Below are 15,526 nucleotides of genomic sequence, written 5' to 3'. Positions count from 1 at the left end.
TTAAAAATAACTTTTTAGGCTATTTTAGATGATCTTTAAGGCGGTTTATCCAGATCTTTTTCGGAGCGATTATCTCGCTAGCGCTGCCGTTTACGGCGTGATAGATCAATGTGCCGTGCAAGCTCGCGTAGTAGCGGATTATGAGGCGCTGCAAATAGGGCTCGTAGCTTGGCACAAACCAGCCGTTATTGCTGATCGCTACGACGTATTTGGGCGAGCCCTCGTAAAGCTCTGCGCGCGTAGCCTCGTAGCAAACGGCGCTTCTTACGCTCTTGCCGCCAAGCTCATAGTCGCTAAAGCCGCTAGCTGTGGAAAAATCGGTCGCGCCGCCTAACAGCACGCGGTTGATAAAATTCCGCGCAAATTCCGGCAGCGGCACCATTTCGCCAAACGGCACCAAAATGTGCTTATCAAAGCGCTTCATTTCCCCGTTTGCAAAAAGATAGGCGCTGTTGTAAAATTTCCCGTTCTCATACGCTTCCGCGCCCGCTACGATAGTAATTGCGCGCGATTTTTCCTTTAGGGCTTCAACTAGCGCGTTTTCTAAATTTAGCGGCATCGCAAAGGCGCTCTCGGGCAAGATTATCGCGTCCTGTCCCGCCGCGATCGCATTATCAATCCGAGCCAAATTTGCCAACGCGGCGGATAAAATTTTATCCTTCGCCCAGATGTCATGCTGCGAAATATCGGTATTTGCGAGTGAAATTTTAATCGGTAGCGGCTCGGGCTCTTTTTGGCTGAATTGCAGCGCGCAGATCAAAAATGCCGCGAAAATTAGGGCATTAAATTTAGCCCGGGCGCCGCACTCCCGTAGATACAAAACCGCGCAAAGCCCCGCTAAAATCAGAGCCAGCGCGCTAAGATCGGCTCTGAAAATTCCATGGCTTAGCAGCAGTTCAAAATTTAACCAATCAAAGCCGAAAGGATGGATAAATTTTAGAATCAAAAGGCAGGCAGCGCGCAAAACGGGCGCGTCAAAGATCGCAAAGATGCGGAAAATAAAAGCATAAACGAGACAAATTCCAAGAATTTCAAGCGGGATCAAAAACGCAAGATCGAAATAGATCAGGCTGAAGCTGATCCAGTGCATCCACAGCGCGCCGATAAAAAATCCGCACCAAAACCACTCCGCCTTGCTTGCTTTTAGCAGATAAAAAAGTGCCGCTATCGCAATTAGAGGCGAGAAAAATTCCGCCGCCAAAACAGCCAAGCCGTCAAATTTAGAGCTTAAAATTTCTACGAAAATAAAATTTGAAAGCGCAAGGGCAAGAACAAAGCCTTTATTTATGTAACTTAATGTAAAATAGCTACTTTTTAAATTTCTAATGAAGGAAACACATGGAACAAGGAAATTTCTTTGCATCAATCCTGCCTATCGTCGTAATCTTTGCGATTATGTATTTTTTGATTATCAGACCGCAGCAAAAGCAGGCCAAGGATCATAAAGCGATGGTCGATGCGCTCGGCAAAGGCGATAAGATCATAACTAGCGGTGGCATAAAATGCACGGTCGTGAAAACAAACAATGATTTTATCACAGTTAAGCTTAACGATGAGGTCATGGTTGAGCTGGATAAACAATTTGTGGCAAGAAAATTAGATGAGCAGTAAAATTTCATACCGCCTGCTGATCTTTTTGGCTGCGGTTATTTTTTCGGCGATTTTTGCCGCGCCTTCGATCTTTCAGACCGAAAAGGGAAGCAAGATAAACTTGGGTTTGGATCTGCAAGGCGGGCTTCACATGCTGCTTGAGGTTCAAAGCGACGAGGCGGTCGTTTCAAAGATCAAATCGATCGCCGCTAGTGTCAATTACGCCGCCAAGCGCGATGATCTGCTAATGGACGGGCTAAAATTGGAAGGCGATTCGTTTGAGTTTGAAATTTTAGACGCAGACGAGGCTTCCAAATTTGATGCGATTTTGCATAGCGCCGCAAGCGGATTAGACATTCAAAAATCTGGCGAAAAATATCGCGTCACACTAACGCCTGAGGAGGTCGAAGCGACTAAAAAATACGCGATCGAACAGGCTGTAGAAACTATCCGAAACCGCTTGGATCAATTCGGACTTGCGGAGCCTACGGTAGCAAAGCAGGGCGAGAGTTATATTTTGGTTGAGCTTCCGGGCGTCAAAAGTGCAGTGGATGAGCAACGCGCCAAAGATCTGATTGCCAAAGCGGCTCACTTGCAGCTTATGGCGGTGGACGACGTGCGCCAAGACCGCGCGCAGACTATCAGCGCAGCGGATGCCAGAGCTTACGGCGACGTGATCTACCCGGACGTTAAAAATCCGAATTACAAGTATCTCATAAACGAAATTCCGGTGCTTGATGGCGCTATGCTAGTTGATGCGAAGGTTGCTTTCGATCAACACACCAATCAGCCGATCATAAATTTTACGCTAAACTCTCAAGGCGCTCAAATTTTTGGCGATTTTACCGGCAAAAATGTCGGCAAGCGTCTAGCTATCGTACTTGACGGCAAGGTTTACTCCGCGCCGCGCATAAACGAGCGTATCGGCGGCGGCAGCGGTCAGATCAGCGGCGGATTTAGCGTCGAGGAGGCGCACGACGTAGCGATCGCGCTTAGAAGCGGCGCGCTTTTGGCTCCTGTTAAAGTCTCAGAGACACGCAGTATCGGTCCTAGCCTAGGACAAGATAGTATCGATAAAAGTATGGCGGCGCTTAGTCTTGCAGCGGTTGCGATTTTGATCTTTATGATTTTATACTATGGCGTGGCGGGACTTTTTGCCGATATCGCGCTTGTAGTAAATATTTTATTTCTAATCGCTTGTATGGCGCTTTTTGGTGCAACGTTAACGCTTCCTGGAATGGCGGGAATTGTGCTAACTATCGGAATGGCGGTAGATGCGAATGTCATCATTAATGAGCGCGTTAGAGAGGTGCTAAGGACGGGAGTTTCAATCCGCCAAAGTATAAATAAAGGCTATGAAAATGCGATGAGCGCGATCGTGGATTCAAATATCACTACGCTAATTACTTCCGCTGCGCTTTATGCTTACGGCACGGGTCCAGTGAAGGGCTTTGCCGTCACGATGAGCATCGGTATCGTAGCGTCGATGATAACGGCTATTTTAGGCACTCACGGAATGTTTGAGTTAGTAATGGATAAGATGGAAAAGAGCAAAAATACCGCGCTTTGGCTCGGTTATAAAGTAAGAGGAGGCGCAAATGCAAGTGTTCGATAAGGGCAAAATTTATGATTTTATGAAATTTAGATATTTTACCTTTGCGCTTTCTGCTGTTTTGATAATAGGCTCTATTGCGCTGTTTTTCATTAAGGGCATTAATTACGGCATCGATTTTAGCGGCGGTACGCTCATTCAGGTTAAATACGACGCCAAAGCGCCACTTGATGAGATCAGAAAGCGCTTCGAAGCGGCAAATTTAGGCAATATCAACGTTACGGAATTTGGTAGCGATCAAGAGGTCACGATTAGATATTCGGGCGCTGCGAGTGAACTGGGTGATAATCCAGCTTTAGCGGCGCAAAAAATTTTGCAAGGCAGTGGAAACTTCGACATTCGCAAGGTCGATATCGTAGGTCCTAAAGTCGGCGAAGAGCTTCGCACAAACGGAATTTTAGCGGTATGTGTGTCGTTTGCGCTCATTTTGGTTTATATCACCCTGCGGTTTGAGTGGAGATTTGCGATTGCAGCCGTACTATCGGATCTGCACGACGTCGTAGTTGCCGTAGGTGCGATGATTTTAGCCGGCGTGGATTTCAACCTTGAAATTCTAGCCGCACTGCTAACTATAATGGGCTATTCGCTAAACGACACCATCGTTGTTTTCGATAGAATTCGAGAAGGAGTAAAAGATAGCAAATCGATTAAGCTTGATGAGGTTATAAACGAATCAATCTCTCACACACTATCGCGCACGCTGCTTACTTCGCTTACGACTCTCATCGTCATTGTGATTTTATTCGTCTGGGGTGGAGAGATGATCCACGGCTTTAGCTTCGTGATGCTAATAGGCGTCATAGCAGGAACTTTCAGCTCTGTATTTGTAGCTGCTCCGATGCTGATTTTGTTTAAATTTAATGTCGAGAAGTACCGCGCGTTTTTAGCCGAAAAACAGCGTCGTATCAAAGAGAAAGAAAAGAATCGCGCCATGTATGAAAAAGGCACGGTGTAAGGATAAAAGATGAACTGGGGAAGGGTAATTTACATATTTTTTGCGCTGATGAGTATGACTACAATAGGCGGGTTTTTGTATGAGAAGAATGAAATTTTACTTTTCATAGCAACCAGCGTGAATGCAGTCTCGACGCTTTTGAAGGTAGGCGTGCGAAATATGCTAGCAGCTGAGCTTTTTGCAAGCTCGCTCGTAGCGGATCTGCATCTCATACCGGCGTTCGTTTTGATTGTAGTAGCGCCGGGAGATTTGTCGATCGTGACCTCGCTTGCGATCGGCGCGCTACTTGCAAACTTTTTCTCGCTAATTTTAATAGCGATTGAGTCAGCAAAAACCAAAGACGAATTCTAGGAGCGCAAAATGCCTTACGATAGTAAAAGTATTGAGCTTAAATGGCAGAAAATTTGGGATGAAGAGGGAGTTTTCGAGCCTAAGGACGATTATAGCCTACCTAAAAAATATATCCTTTCGATGTTTCCCTACCCAAGCGGCCGCATCCATATGGGGCATGTGCGAAACTACAGCATCGGCGACGCGCTTAGCCGCTACTACAGACTGCGCGGGTACAACGTGCTTCAGCCGATCGGCTTTGATAGCTTCGGAATGCCTGCGGAAAACGCGGCGATCAAACACGGCATCCATCCTAAAACTTGGACCTACGAAAATATCGATTATATGAAAAACGAGCTGCACCGCCTTGGCTTTAGCTTTTCGGCTCGCCGTATGCTCGCTACCTCCGATCCGCTTTATACGCGCTGGGAGCAGGAATTTTTCATCAAACTTTTTGAAAAAGGGCTTATCTATAGAAAAAGCGCCGTGGTCAATTGGTGCGAGCACGATCAGACGGTTCTTGCCAACGAGCAGGTCGAGGAGGGCAGGTGTTGGCGCTGCGGCAACGAGGTCGTGCAAAAGCAGATGCCTGGATATTATCTAAAAATCACCGCTTACGCGCAGGAGCTTTTGGATTGCCTAAAGCAGCTTGAGGGCAAGTGGCCCGCTCAGGTGCTTACGATGCAGGAAAACTGGATTGGGCGCAGCGAGGGTTTGGAATTTAGCTTTAAATTTGACGAGCAAAGCAGCGCCAAACTTGGCGGCATCGAGGGCTTTAAGGTTTTTACGACGCGCCCCGATACGATTTACGGCATGAGCTACGCGGCGCTTGCGCCGGAGCACGAGGTGGTAAAGAGACTTTTGGATAATAATTTACTTGACGCCAAAGCTGCGGCGAAGGTGAGAGAAATTTTAAATCAAAGCCCGCGTGAGCGTCAAGCAAGCGATAAAGAGGGCGTGAGCCTCGGAATCAGCGTGCTTCATCCGCTAAGCGGCAAAAAAATCCCCGTTTGTACTGCAAATTTCGTCCTAGCAGAATACGGCGGCGGCGCGGTTATGGCTGTGCCTGCGCACGATGAGAGGGACTTTGAGTTTGCGAAGAAATTTAACCTACCGATCATTCAAAGTATTGCTTCTAAAAGCGGTGATTACGACGCTAGCAAAGCCTACGTAGAAAGCGGAGTTTTGGTAAATTCCGCGGAATTTAGCGGCATGGATAGCGAGAGGGCAAAAAGCGCCGTCATCTCAAAATTTGAAGAGCTAGGGCTTGGGCGTCGCGTGGTAAATTTTAAACTGCGCGATTGGGGAGTGAGCCGCCAGCGCTACTGGGGCGCGCCGATTCCGATGATCCACTGCCCAAAATGCGGGCTGGTAAGCGAGGAAATTTCAAATCTGCCCGTAGAGCTTCCACAGGATATTAAGATCACCGGCAAGGGCAATCCGCTGGATACGCATCCTAGCTGGAAGTTTTGCAAATGCCCTAAATGCGGCGCCGACGCGATGCGCGAGACCGATACGCTCGATACATTTTTTGAAAGCTCGTGGTATTTCGCGCGCTACGCAAGCGATGAGCGGACGTGGCGGCAGCGGGCGTTTGACGAGAAAAGCGTGAATTACTGGATGAACGTCGATCAATATATCGGCGGCATCGAGCATGCGATTTTGCACCTTTTGTATGCGAGATTTTTCCAAAAGGCTCTTCGCGACATAGGCTATCTGCGCGATAGCGAGCCGTTTGAGCGGCTGCTAACCCAGGGTATGGTGCTAAAAGATGGCGCGAAGATGAGCAAAAGCAAGGGAAACACCGTCGATCCCGACGACATTATCGAGACCTACGGCGCCGATACGGCGAGACTTTTTATACTTTTTGCCGCACCGCCTCAAAAGGAGCTTGAGTGGAACGACAGCGCGGTAGAGGGTGCGTATAAATTTCTTAGCCGCCTCTACGATCGCGCCGAAAACGCCTACGCTACGGATAAAATTCCGCAGATCAACCACGCCGCTTTAAACAAAGAGGAAAAATATGCCCGCCTTAAAGTTTATGAGGCGCTTAAGAAATCACAGCAGGTTTATGAGAGCAGTTTTGCTTTTAATACACTAATAGCCGCGTGTATGGAGGCGCTAAATGCCCTAAACGCGCAGAGTAATAAAGACGTATTCACCGAGGGTTACTTTGTGATTTTAAACCTGCTCGAGCCTATCGTGCCGCACATCTGCGCCGAGCTTAGCGAGAAGCTGTTTAAGAGGCAGAATTTCGGCGAGCTGCGAGTTTGCGAAGAGGTATTCGAAAGCGATACGATCAAGCTTGCCGTCACGATTAACGGCAAAAAACGCGCCGAGTTTGAAGCGGATGCAGGCCTAAGCGAGGGCGAAATTTTAAACATTGTAAAGCAAAACTGCGCCAAATGGCTAGAGGGCAAGAGCATCGTAAAAGAAATTTACGTCAAAAACAAGCTCGTAAATTTGGTAATAAAGTAGGCGAAGATGAGAAAAGTTTTAACCGTTTTTTGTTTGATTTTTTTAATTGGCTGCGGCTACAAGCCCGTTTCAAGGATCGCGAAAGAGACGATGAGTGGAAGCGTATTTGTGGATGTGATGATGAGCAAAACTGATCCGCAAAACACCGTCGCGATCAAAGATGCGATCAGACAGGGTATAGTCCAGCGCCTAGGGATGAGCCTTGCGGATAAAAACTCGGCGCAGACGATCGTAGTAGCGAGCATAAAAAGCCTAAGCTTTAGCGAGCTTTCATACGATCAGTTCGGCTACGTCACTAGCTACCGCGCAAATCTCATCGTAAATTTTAGCACCAAGCTTAAAAACGGCGAGGTTTTCAGCAAGGATTGCGTTGGCGATTACGATTTTAAAGTTAGCCGCCTAGTCAAAAATAGCTACGATACGAGCTCGATCATTAGCGATAAGGACCGCTACAAGGCGATCGAAAATGCCTCCGCGCAGGCGTTTGACGAGTTTATTTCGGCGCTTGCGATTAGGGGATTCAGACTTGAGCGGGCGCAGCATTAAAGAATTTTTGCAAAATCGCCCGATTTATTACAAAAAAATCGACTACGAGCGCTTTCCGCGGGCATATGCCGCCATTAAAGATAAAATTCCGCTCAAAAACGTCATTCAGATCATCGGCACCAACGGCAAGGGCAGCACCGGGCGGTTTTTGGCTAACGCGATCGCCGCAGCGGGCTTTAACGTCGGGCACTACACTAGCCCGCACGTTTTTAAGCTCAACGAGCGCATCTATCTAGGCGGACGGATCGCGCAAAACCCCGTTTTTGCGTTGAATTCCGACGCTTCAAATTTTAAAAACGAGCAAAATTCCGCTTCGGCGTCAAATTTTACGGAAAAACAAAATTCCATAAAGATGCAAAATTTTGCGAACAGAGAAAATTCCGCCTCTCAAATTTCTATTTCTAATTTGCAAAATTCCACCACGCAGGATTTTATCACCATGCAAAATTCGCATGGTGAGCGGAATTCTGCCCTGCAAAGCTTCGTTTCTACCACACGAAATTTTTGTAGCGAGCAGAATTCTATCGCGCGAAATTCGATCGATACGCAAAATTCTGCTTCTACACAAAATTTATGGAATTCTCAAGATCTCAAATCGCCGTCTGAGCAAAATTTAAAAATCTCGTCTGAGCAAAATTTTAAATCTCCGTTAGGATCAAATTTTAAATCAGCTCAAAGCTCGCTCCCTATTTCGCTAGGGCGCGATGCTATGGATGAGGAGCTTGATTTCGCGCATGAGTTTTTGCAAGAGAGTTTGCCCGCGGAGTTTAAAGATAGCCTGTCGTATTTCGAGTATCTCACGCTTGCGGCGGCAGTGCTTTTTAGGGATTGCGATTACTGCGTGATCGAGGCCGGGATGGGCGGCGAGTTTGACGCTACGTCGAGCTTTGGGCGCATGCTGTCGCTTTTTACACCGATCGGCACCGATCATTTGGGTATGCTAGGACAAAATCTAGAGCAGATCGCCCACACTAAGCTCATTACGATGGACAAAGAAGCGATTTTAAGCGATGAGATGAGCGAAGTTCCGCTTCGTATCGCGCAGCAGATTGCAGAGCAAAAAGGAACTCATTTGAGGTTTGCAGCAGATTTTTTAAGCGAGAGTGAGCGAGCGCAGATTGCGGAATTTTGCGCGCACAATAATCTGCCTAAATTTCAAATTTCAAATTTAGCTCTAGCGCTTGCCGCGATGAAATTTTTAAATCTGAAATTTGAAATTTCACAGCTGCCGCCTTTAAATTTACGCGGCAGGATGGAGGCTCTGGCGCCGAATTTACGCGTGGACGTCGGGCACAACGAGCTTGCGGCGCAGCAAGTAGCCCACGAAATTACCGAAATCTACGGGGGCAGAAAGATCGTGCTGATTTACAACGCTTTTGCCGATAAAGATGTAGGCGCGGTGTTGCGGACTTTAGCGCCCGTGGTAGAGCGCGTGGAGATCTTTAACTACGAGGTTGCGGATCGCGAAATGGCAGCAGAGGCGATAACCCGTGCGCTTGACGCGCTTAAAATTCCGCATTCGCCGTTTCGCGGCGAGCTTAGAGCGGACGAGGAGTATTTGGTTTTCGGCTCGTTTCATTTGGTAGAAAATTTCATTTTATGGCTTGAGGCGCGCCGTGGCTAAAACTAAACTCACCCTAAGCGATCATTTTGGCACCAAGACGCTGTATTTTGGCGAAAATTTTAGATTTCAACTTAAAATTTTATCTGCGTTTTTCGTAATTTTTCTGCTCGTCCTGTTTTTTGCGATCTTTAAACTCGCTAGCGACCGATCAGATTTAAAAGAGCTAAACAAAACCCTCTACGCCGAAAATATCGCGCTTAAAGAGCAAAATATCGCACTTGAGGGCAAAAACGAGGAGGTGCTTGCTAAGCTGGACGGACGCGAGGACGACGGAGGCGGGCTGGATAGTGATATCCAGGTAATGCTTGCGATGAATGAGATGAAAAAGGAGCGTAAAAAGGGCTCCGGCGCGCACATCGCAGCTAGCGAAAAGACGGCGAGCGCGATTCTTAGCGCTGTGCCTAACGGACTTCCGATGCAGTATCGCGGCGTCACTAGCCCTTTTGGGATGCGCACTCATCCAATCAGCGGCGTTATGAGGATGCACCACGGCATCGACTTGCGAGCAAGCGAGGGCACTCCGGTGTTTGCGACAGCAGAGGGCTTTGTGCAGTTTGCAGGCGGTAGTGGCAGCGGATATGGAATTTTAGTGATTCTATCGCACAATTACGGCTTTGAGACCCGCTACGGCCACCTTAGCTCCGCGGTCGTAACGCCGGGTTCTTGGGTTAAAAAGGGCGATCTCATCGGCTATAGCGGTAACACCGGCTATAGCACCGGTCCGCACCTGCATTACGAAGTTAGGTTTTTGGCTCAAAGCGTCGATCCTGCAAATTTTATGAACTGGAACGCGCAAAATTTCAAAAATATCTCGACCTTGGAGCCTAACGTATCGTGGCAGGAGATCGCAAACGTCGTGCAGCACCAGATCGAAAGGTTTAAATAATGCAAGCCGAGGTTTACGAATACTTTTTGCAAAACCAAAAAGAGCTTTTGATCTGCGAGGACGATAAAGAGGCTGCGGCGTGCGAGCAGGTGCTAAAATTTATGGGCTACGCGACCTTTTGCCTGCCAGATTTTAGAGCGAGCTTCGGCGAGGATCTGCGCAGCTATATGGGTGAGCTAGCGGGCATCAGCACTGCTCTTAGCGCGTTTTACAAAGCAAGCGGCAAAAAAATTTTAATCTCGCCCATCCGCACGATCCTAAACAAACTCCCCACCGCAAGCCATCTGCGCCCGTTAAATATAAAATTTGGAAGCGAGTTAAGCCTAAGCGAGCTGAAAGAGGAAATTTTACGCCTTGGATACGACGTGCGCGATATCGTCGAAAGCATGGGCGAGGTAAGCTTCCGTGGCGAGATCATCGATATTTTTTCGGTAGGGAGCGAAAGCGCGGTTAGAATTCTGCTCGACGGCGAGAGGGTTGAGAGTATCAGGCGCTTTGACGTCGCGACGCAAAAAAGCGAAAAAGATGAGCTTTCGCAAGCCGAGATAGCGCCGTTTTTGGCAAATTTAAGCGAAGACGAGTTTGAGAGCGTGAGCGAAAAGATATCGCGGGCAGATAGCGACGCGCTAGCGCGCGATCTGGGCTCGCTCGGCTTTTGGTTCATCGAGGGTTTCGTCGATTACACGGAGGCGTTTGATTGCGTCTTGCTGCACGAGATCAAAAAGGATGAAATTTTTTCCGAGCGCAATTTGGATTTTTTAGACGCGATCGAGGTACTGCCCGCGGCGCGCAAATTTAAAGACCTCGCCGTAACGCCGTCGCAGGAATTTTTTGAATTTCACCACAGCGAGGCTATCACGCTGATCGCGCGAAACGACGCTCTGCTTGCGCCGTTTGATCTTGGCGGATTTAGTAATATCGAAATTTTACGCGAGGATTTCGTCGTAAATTTAATAAGCGCCGAGCGGATCATCCTTTCGCTAAACAAAGCGGCGCCTAAAAAGCGCATGCGAAGATCGAGCCTAGCTCTGGATGAGCTAAACGTGGGCGATTTTGTCGTGCACGAGGATTACGGTATCGCTAAATTTAACGGGCTCGAGCTCATCGAGGTGATGGGGCGCAGCAAGGAGTTCGTATCCCTGCTCTACGAGGGCGGCGACAAACTGCTGCTGCCGGTCGAGTATCTAAATAAGATCGATCGCTACGTCGCAAGCGGCGGCGCGGTGAGCTTGGATCATCTGGGCAGGGCGAGCTTTTCAAAAATTAAAGAGCGAGTGCGCGAAAAGCTCTTTGCGATCGCTTCAAAGATCATCGCGCTGGCTGCCAAGCGCGAGCTGGTGCGAGGGCTCGTCATCAAAAACGAAAGCGCGGATTATGCGAAATTTTTAAGCGCAAGCGGCTTTAGCTACACGAGCGATCAGCAAAAGGCGGTGGGCGCGATTTTGGCGGATCTGCAAAGCGGCAAGGTGATGGATCGCCTACTTAGCGGCGACGTAGGCTTTGGAAAGACCGAGGTTGCGATGAATGCGATCTTTGCCTGCATCCGCAGCGGCCATTCGGTGCTGTTTTTCGTGCCTACGACGCTGCTTAGCTCTCAGCATTACGCCACGCTTAGCGAGCGCTTTAGGGAGTTTGAAATTCCTGTTTTCAAGCTCGATCGCTTCAGTAGCGCGAGGCAAAAAAGTGAAATTTTAAAGCGCCTGCAAAGCGGCGAGGCGATCGTCGTGGTCGGCACGCACTCACTTTTAAATTTAAACCCCGCAAATTTAGGGCTCATAATCATCGATGAGGAGCATAAATTCGGCGTTAAGCAAAAGGAGCGGCTCAAAGAGAAAAGCGCCGCCTCACACCTACTTAGTATGTCTGCTACGCCGATACCGCGCAGCCTAAATATGGCGCTAAGCTCGATTAAAAGCTACTCCACGCTGCTTAGCCCGCCGCAGGACCGCTTGGACGTGCGCACCTTCGTCAAGCAGTGGGACGAAAAGATCGTAAAAGAGGCGATCTCGCGCGAGCTGCGACGCGGCGGGCAGATTTTTTACGTCCACAACCACATCGCGACGATGCAAAGCGCCAAAAAGAAGCTGCTTGAAATTTTGCCGAGCCTTAAAATTCTAATTTTGCACTCCAAGATCGACGCCAAGACGACTGAGGATGAAATTTTAAAATTTGTAGCGGGCGGATACGATCTGCTACTTTGCACCAGCATCGTAGAAAGCGGCATTCATATGCCGCGCGTAAATACGATCATCGTCGAAAACGCTGATAAATTCGGTATCGCCGATCTACACCAGCTGCGCGGCCGCGTCGGGCGCAGCAACAAACAGGGCTTTTGCTACTTTTTGATCGAGGATAAAACCGCTCTTACGCAGGACGCGCTAAAACGGCTCATAGCGCTTGAGAGCAACTCGTTTTTGGGCAGCGGTTCGGTGCTAGCGTATCACGATCTGGAGATTCGCGGCGGCGGAAATCTGCTCGGAGAGGCACAGAGCGGGCATATCGAAGCGATCGGCTACTCGCTTTATCTAAAGATGCTCGAAGAGGAGATCGGCAAGCTGCTAAGCAGAAAGAGCGCCGCTGCGAGCGTGGAGCTTAAAATTTCGGTAAACGCCTTTTTAAACTCGGAATTTATCAGAGAGGATCGCCTGCGCCTGGATCTTTACAGGCGGCTTAGCAAGTGCGCAGAGGCGAGCGAAGTGCTTGAAATTTTCGGTGAGATCGAGGATCGCTTCGGGCGCGCGGACATTTACACTAAGCAATTCATCGACGTGATGATGATTAAGGTTTTGGCTACGAAGCTTGGCTTGCGCGTGATTTCGAGCATGGACGAAAATATCTTGATCACCCTTGCAAACGGTGATAAGGTGCGATTAAAGGCACAGACGCGCGACGATGACGACGTGATAAACGAAATTTTAATCTATCTGCGAAGGGAGCTAAAAAATGCGAACTTGCGATGAAAATATCAAAAAAAGCGCGAGCAAAAGTAGAAGCGAAGAACTAAATTTAAATGCGGCGAGCGGTTTAAATTTAGCGCCGCAAGCCGTCCTAAAAAGCGCGCAGAGCGCCGCCGGCGAGCAAATTTATTTCAGCGATTTTAGCGCGATTGATTGGCGCACGGCGCAGGTCGCCGTCTTTCGCGCGAATAAAAAGGCGCTAAAGATCGTCCGTGACATCGATTTTACCGATCTTGACGCGCTTGTGGGGCTAGAGAGCCAAAAATCGGCTCTTATAAAAAACACGGACGCCTTCCTGCGCGGCTGCAGCGCCAACCACGCGCTGCTATGGGGCGAGAGCGGCTGCGGCAAATCAAGCCTTGCAAAGGCGGTTTTTTCTAAATTTATCCCGCAAGGTCTTAAGATCATCGAGATCGGCAGGGACGATCTGGGCTATCTCGTGGATATAATCGACGCGATCCGCGAAACAAGCTTTAAATTTATCATCTTTTGCGATGATTTGAGCTTTGAGCTCGGCGAGAGCGGCTACAAGCACCTAAAACCGCTGCTAGAAGGATCCTTAGAGCGCGCGCCGCGCAACGTGCTGATGTATGCGACGTCCAATCGTCGCCACATCGTAGGCGAATGCGCAAGCGATAACGACGCCGCGCAGATCAGCCGCGGCGAGCTGCACCTAAGCGACGCGGCGAACGAGCGAATCAGCCTGAGCGAGCGCTTCGGGCTGCAGCTAAGCTTTTACGGCGGGAGCATGCGGGAGTATTTAGGGATCGTAGATGCCTATTTTGCGGCTGCGCAAAGTATGAGCGCGGCGGAATTTCGCTTGAGCTTTGCTGCAAATTTAGACGAGCTGCACGCAAAGGCGAGGGAGTTTGCGATGCTTCGCGCAAGCCGCAGCGGCCGCGCGGCAAAGCAGTTTTTCTTGAGCTTTAGCGAGGAATTTTTCGCAAATTTAAAAGGTGGCGGCAGATGAATACGGCGCGCGAATTTAAATTTGGCGTAAATTTTATCGCGGTAGCGAAATACGTGCAAAAAATCGCCGCCGCCGCGCGAAATTTTAGAAACGACGCTAGAAATTTCGGAGGCGCGAGATGAGCGCGACCGAGCTTTTTATCGCGCTTTTTCGCGCCGTGAAAATCAAGGATTTTCGCTGGTGGCCAGGGTTCGGAGGCTTTGAGGTGGTCGTGGGGGCGATTTTGATCCAAAATACGGCGTGGCGCAATGCCGATGCGGCACTACAAAACCTGCGTAGCAAGGGGCTTTTGAGCTTAGAGGGGATTGCCGGGCTAGATGAAGCGGAGCTTGCGGAGATCATTAAAGTGAGCGGATTTTATAATCAAAAAGCGAGACGCCTAAACTCGCTTTGCAAAGCGATCATCGTGGATTTTGGGAATTTTGAGAGCTTTAAAGCGGGCGTTAGCCGTGAGTGGCTGCTAGCGCGCAAGGGGATCGGTGCGGAGAGCTGCGATGCGATCCTGTGCTATGCGTGTGAGCGCGCAGTGATGGTCGCAGACAGCTACTCGGCGCGGCTGCTCGGGGCTTTGGGCTATGAGTTTGAAAGCTACGATGAGCTTAGCGCGTGGCTCGGCGAGCTAGAATTTGAGCGGATCTACGAGTTTGTAAATTCCGCCAACTCTCCCTGCGATGCGGCGGCAAAAGCAGAGAAGCTGGAGAACGAAAACGGCGTGTATGCGCTATTTCATGGCCTCATCGTGGAATTTTGCAAAGCGCATTTGAAAGGTAAAATTTTCGATGAGAGCGCGAAAATAATTTTAAATGATTTGAGGTAGATATGTTTAACACTAAAATTTTAGAGAATTTAATGGTTGCTTTTTGCTTTTGTATAACGCTTGCGTTACATTTACTGATATTTAACCATTACTTCTCACTCCAAGAAGGCTGGTGGGAAACCTATGCTTATTTAGTAAATAGAGGAGAAGTGATCAATAAAGATTTTTATCTAGCATGGACTCCGTTATTTGTATATATAAACGCCTTCTATCAAAAAATATTCGGAATAAATTTTTTTGCTTTTGCCTGCATCGGTGTAGTGGCCGCAATGATACAGGTAATCTTGCTTTATGCTGTTTTGAGGGAGTTTTTTTCTAGGGTAAGTAGTATTTTGGGAGCTACATTCGCTAGCTTTTTATGGTTTGGTATGGAGACGTATATTGCCAAAGATTATCATACCTACGTCTTCATCATAGAATTTTCTACTCTATTATTTCTAGTAAAATCCATAAAAAATAAAAATTCTAAAAAAGGCATCATATATCAAATACTTGGAATCTTATTTCTAGTCCTACTTTTTTTCATAAAGCAAAATGTTGGATTAGTTCTTTTTGCAAGTCTTTTTGTATCTTATGCTTTTATATCTAGTAGCGTAAAAGATTATTTAAAAAGAATAGGATTTTTACTACTCTTTACTATTATATTCTTTGCATCCATAAATTTCATAATGCCTTTTGATTCTTCATCAATAACAGATAATGATTCAAAAGGAAGTCTATGGACGATAGCGACGAGGTTTTGGACAAATAATGTAAATTTC

At 48.1% G+C, this 15,526-nt stretch carries 14 protein-coding genes; 13 read left to right on the top strand and 1 reads right to left on the bottom strand.

What is annotated here, in order from left to right:
* Positions 1-19 precede the first annotated feature (19 nt).
* Positions 20-1,363, bottom strand: a complete 1,344-nt coding sequence (locus Q0340_RS02945; protein ID WP_298082097.1) for an apolipoprotein N-acyltransferase — start codon at positions 1,361-1,363, stop codon at positions 20-22.
* Here Q0340_RS02945 and yajC point away from each other — a divergent pair.
* From yajC to Q0340_RS02880, 13 genes are all read left to right on the top strand, one after another.
* A complete protein-coding gene (gene yajC, locus Q0340_RS02940; RefSeq protein WP_005872282.1) occupies positions 1,339-1,611 on the top strand; it encodes a preprotein translocase subunit YajC in 273 nt (90 codons plus the stop codon). The two genes, Q0340_RS02945 and yajC, sit on opposite strands and share 25 nt — an antisense overlap.
* Entirely contained in the window at positions 1,601-3,205 is a 1,605-nt protein-coding gene (gene secD / locus Q0340_RS02935; RefSeq protein WP_298082096.1) for a protein translocase subunit SecD, read from the top strand. Before yajC ends, secD begins: the two co-directional genes overlap by 11 nt.
* Positions 3,189-4,157, top strand: coding sequence for a protein translocase subunit SecF (gene secF / locus Q0340_RS02930; protein ID WP_291935970.1), 969 nt, complete (start codon positions 3,189-3,191; stop codon positions 4,155-4,157). The genes secD and secF overlap by 17 nt, the downstream gene beginning before the upstream one ends.
* A gap of 9 nt (positions 4,158-4,166) precedes the next feature.
* Positions 4,167-4,508: a DUF6394 family protein gene (locus Q0340_RS02925; protein ID WP_005872279.1), complete on the top strand. Its 342-nt coding sequence runs from the start codon at positions 4,167-4,169 to the stop codon at positions 4,506-4,508.
* Between the two features lie 9 nt (positions 4,509-4,517).
* Positions 4,518-6,965, top strand: a complete 2,448-nt coding sequence (gene leuS / locus Q0340_RS02920) for a leucine--tRNA ligase (protein WP_298082095.1) — start codon at positions 4,518-4,520, stop codon at positions 6,963-6,965.
* Between the two features lie 6 nt (positions 6,966-6,971).
* A complete protein-coding gene (lptE, locus tag Q0340_RS02915; protein WP_298082094.1) occupies positions 6,972-7,511 on the top strand; it encodes an LPS assembly lipoprotein LptE in 540 nt (179 codons plus the stop codon).
* A complete protein-coding gene (locus Q0340_RS02910) occupies positions 7,492-9,135 on the top strand; it encodes a bifunctional folylpolyglutamate synthase/dihydrofolate synthase (RefSeq protein WP_298082093.1) in 1,644 nt (547 codons plus the stop codon). The genes lptE and Q0340_RS02910 overlap by 20 nt, the downstream gene beginning before the upstream one ends.
* Positions 9,128-10,021: a M23 family metallopeptidase gene (locus Q0340_RS02905; protein ID WP_298082092.1), complete on the top strand. Its 894-nt coding sequence runs from the start codon at positions 9,128-9,130 to the stop codon at positions 10,019-10,021. The genes Q0340_RS02910 and Q0340_RS02905 overlap by 8 nt, the downstream gene beginning before the upstream one ends.
* Positions 10,021-12,981: a DEAD/DEAH box helicase gene (locus tag Q0340_RS02900; protein WP_298082091.1), complete on the top strand. Its 2,961-nt coding sequence runs from the start codon at positions 10,021-10,023 to the stop codon at positions 12,979-12,981. The genes Q0340_RS02905 and Q0340_RS02900 overlap by 1 nt, the downstream gene beginning before the upstream one ends.
* Positions 12,965-13,948, top strand: coding sequence for an ATP-binding protein (locus Q0340_RS02895; protein WP_298082090.1), 984 nt, complete (start codon positions 12,965-12,967; stop codon positions 13,946-13,948). The genes Q0340_RS02900 and Q0340_RS02895 overlap by 17 nt, the downstream gene beginning before the upstream one ends.
* The gene (locus tag Q0340_RS02890) at positions 13,945-14,070 is read left to right on the top strand and encodes a hypothetical protein (protein WP_298082089.1); all 126 of its coding nucleotides are present in this window, start codon (positions 13,945-13,947) and stop codon (positions 14,068-14,070) included. The genes Q0340_RS02895 and Q0340_RS02890 overlap by 4 nt, the downstream gene beginning before the upstream one ends.
* A complete protein-coding gene (locus Q0340_RS02885) occupies positions 14,067-14,765 on the top strand; it encodes a 3-methyladenine DNA glycosylase (RefSeq protein WP_298082088.1) in 699 nt (232 codons plus the stop codon). Before Q0340_RS02890 ends, Q0340_RS02885 begins: the two co-directional genes overlap by 4 nt.
* A 2-nt stretch (positions 14,766-14,767) precedes the next feature.
* On the top strand, positions 14,768-15,526 hold a 759-nt coding region (locus tag Q0340_RS02880), incomplete at its 3' end, for a glycosyltransferase family 39 protein (RefSeq protein WP_298082087.1).

Origin of the sequence: uncultured Campylobacter sp. (genome assembly GCF_938045595.1) — a bacterium.
Classification (GTDB): Bacteria; Campylobacterota; Campylobacteria; order Campylobacterales; family Campylobacteraceae; genus Campylobacter_B.
Note: the sequence above shows the minus strand (reverse complement) of the source record. Positions and strands in the feature narration are given on the sequence as shown.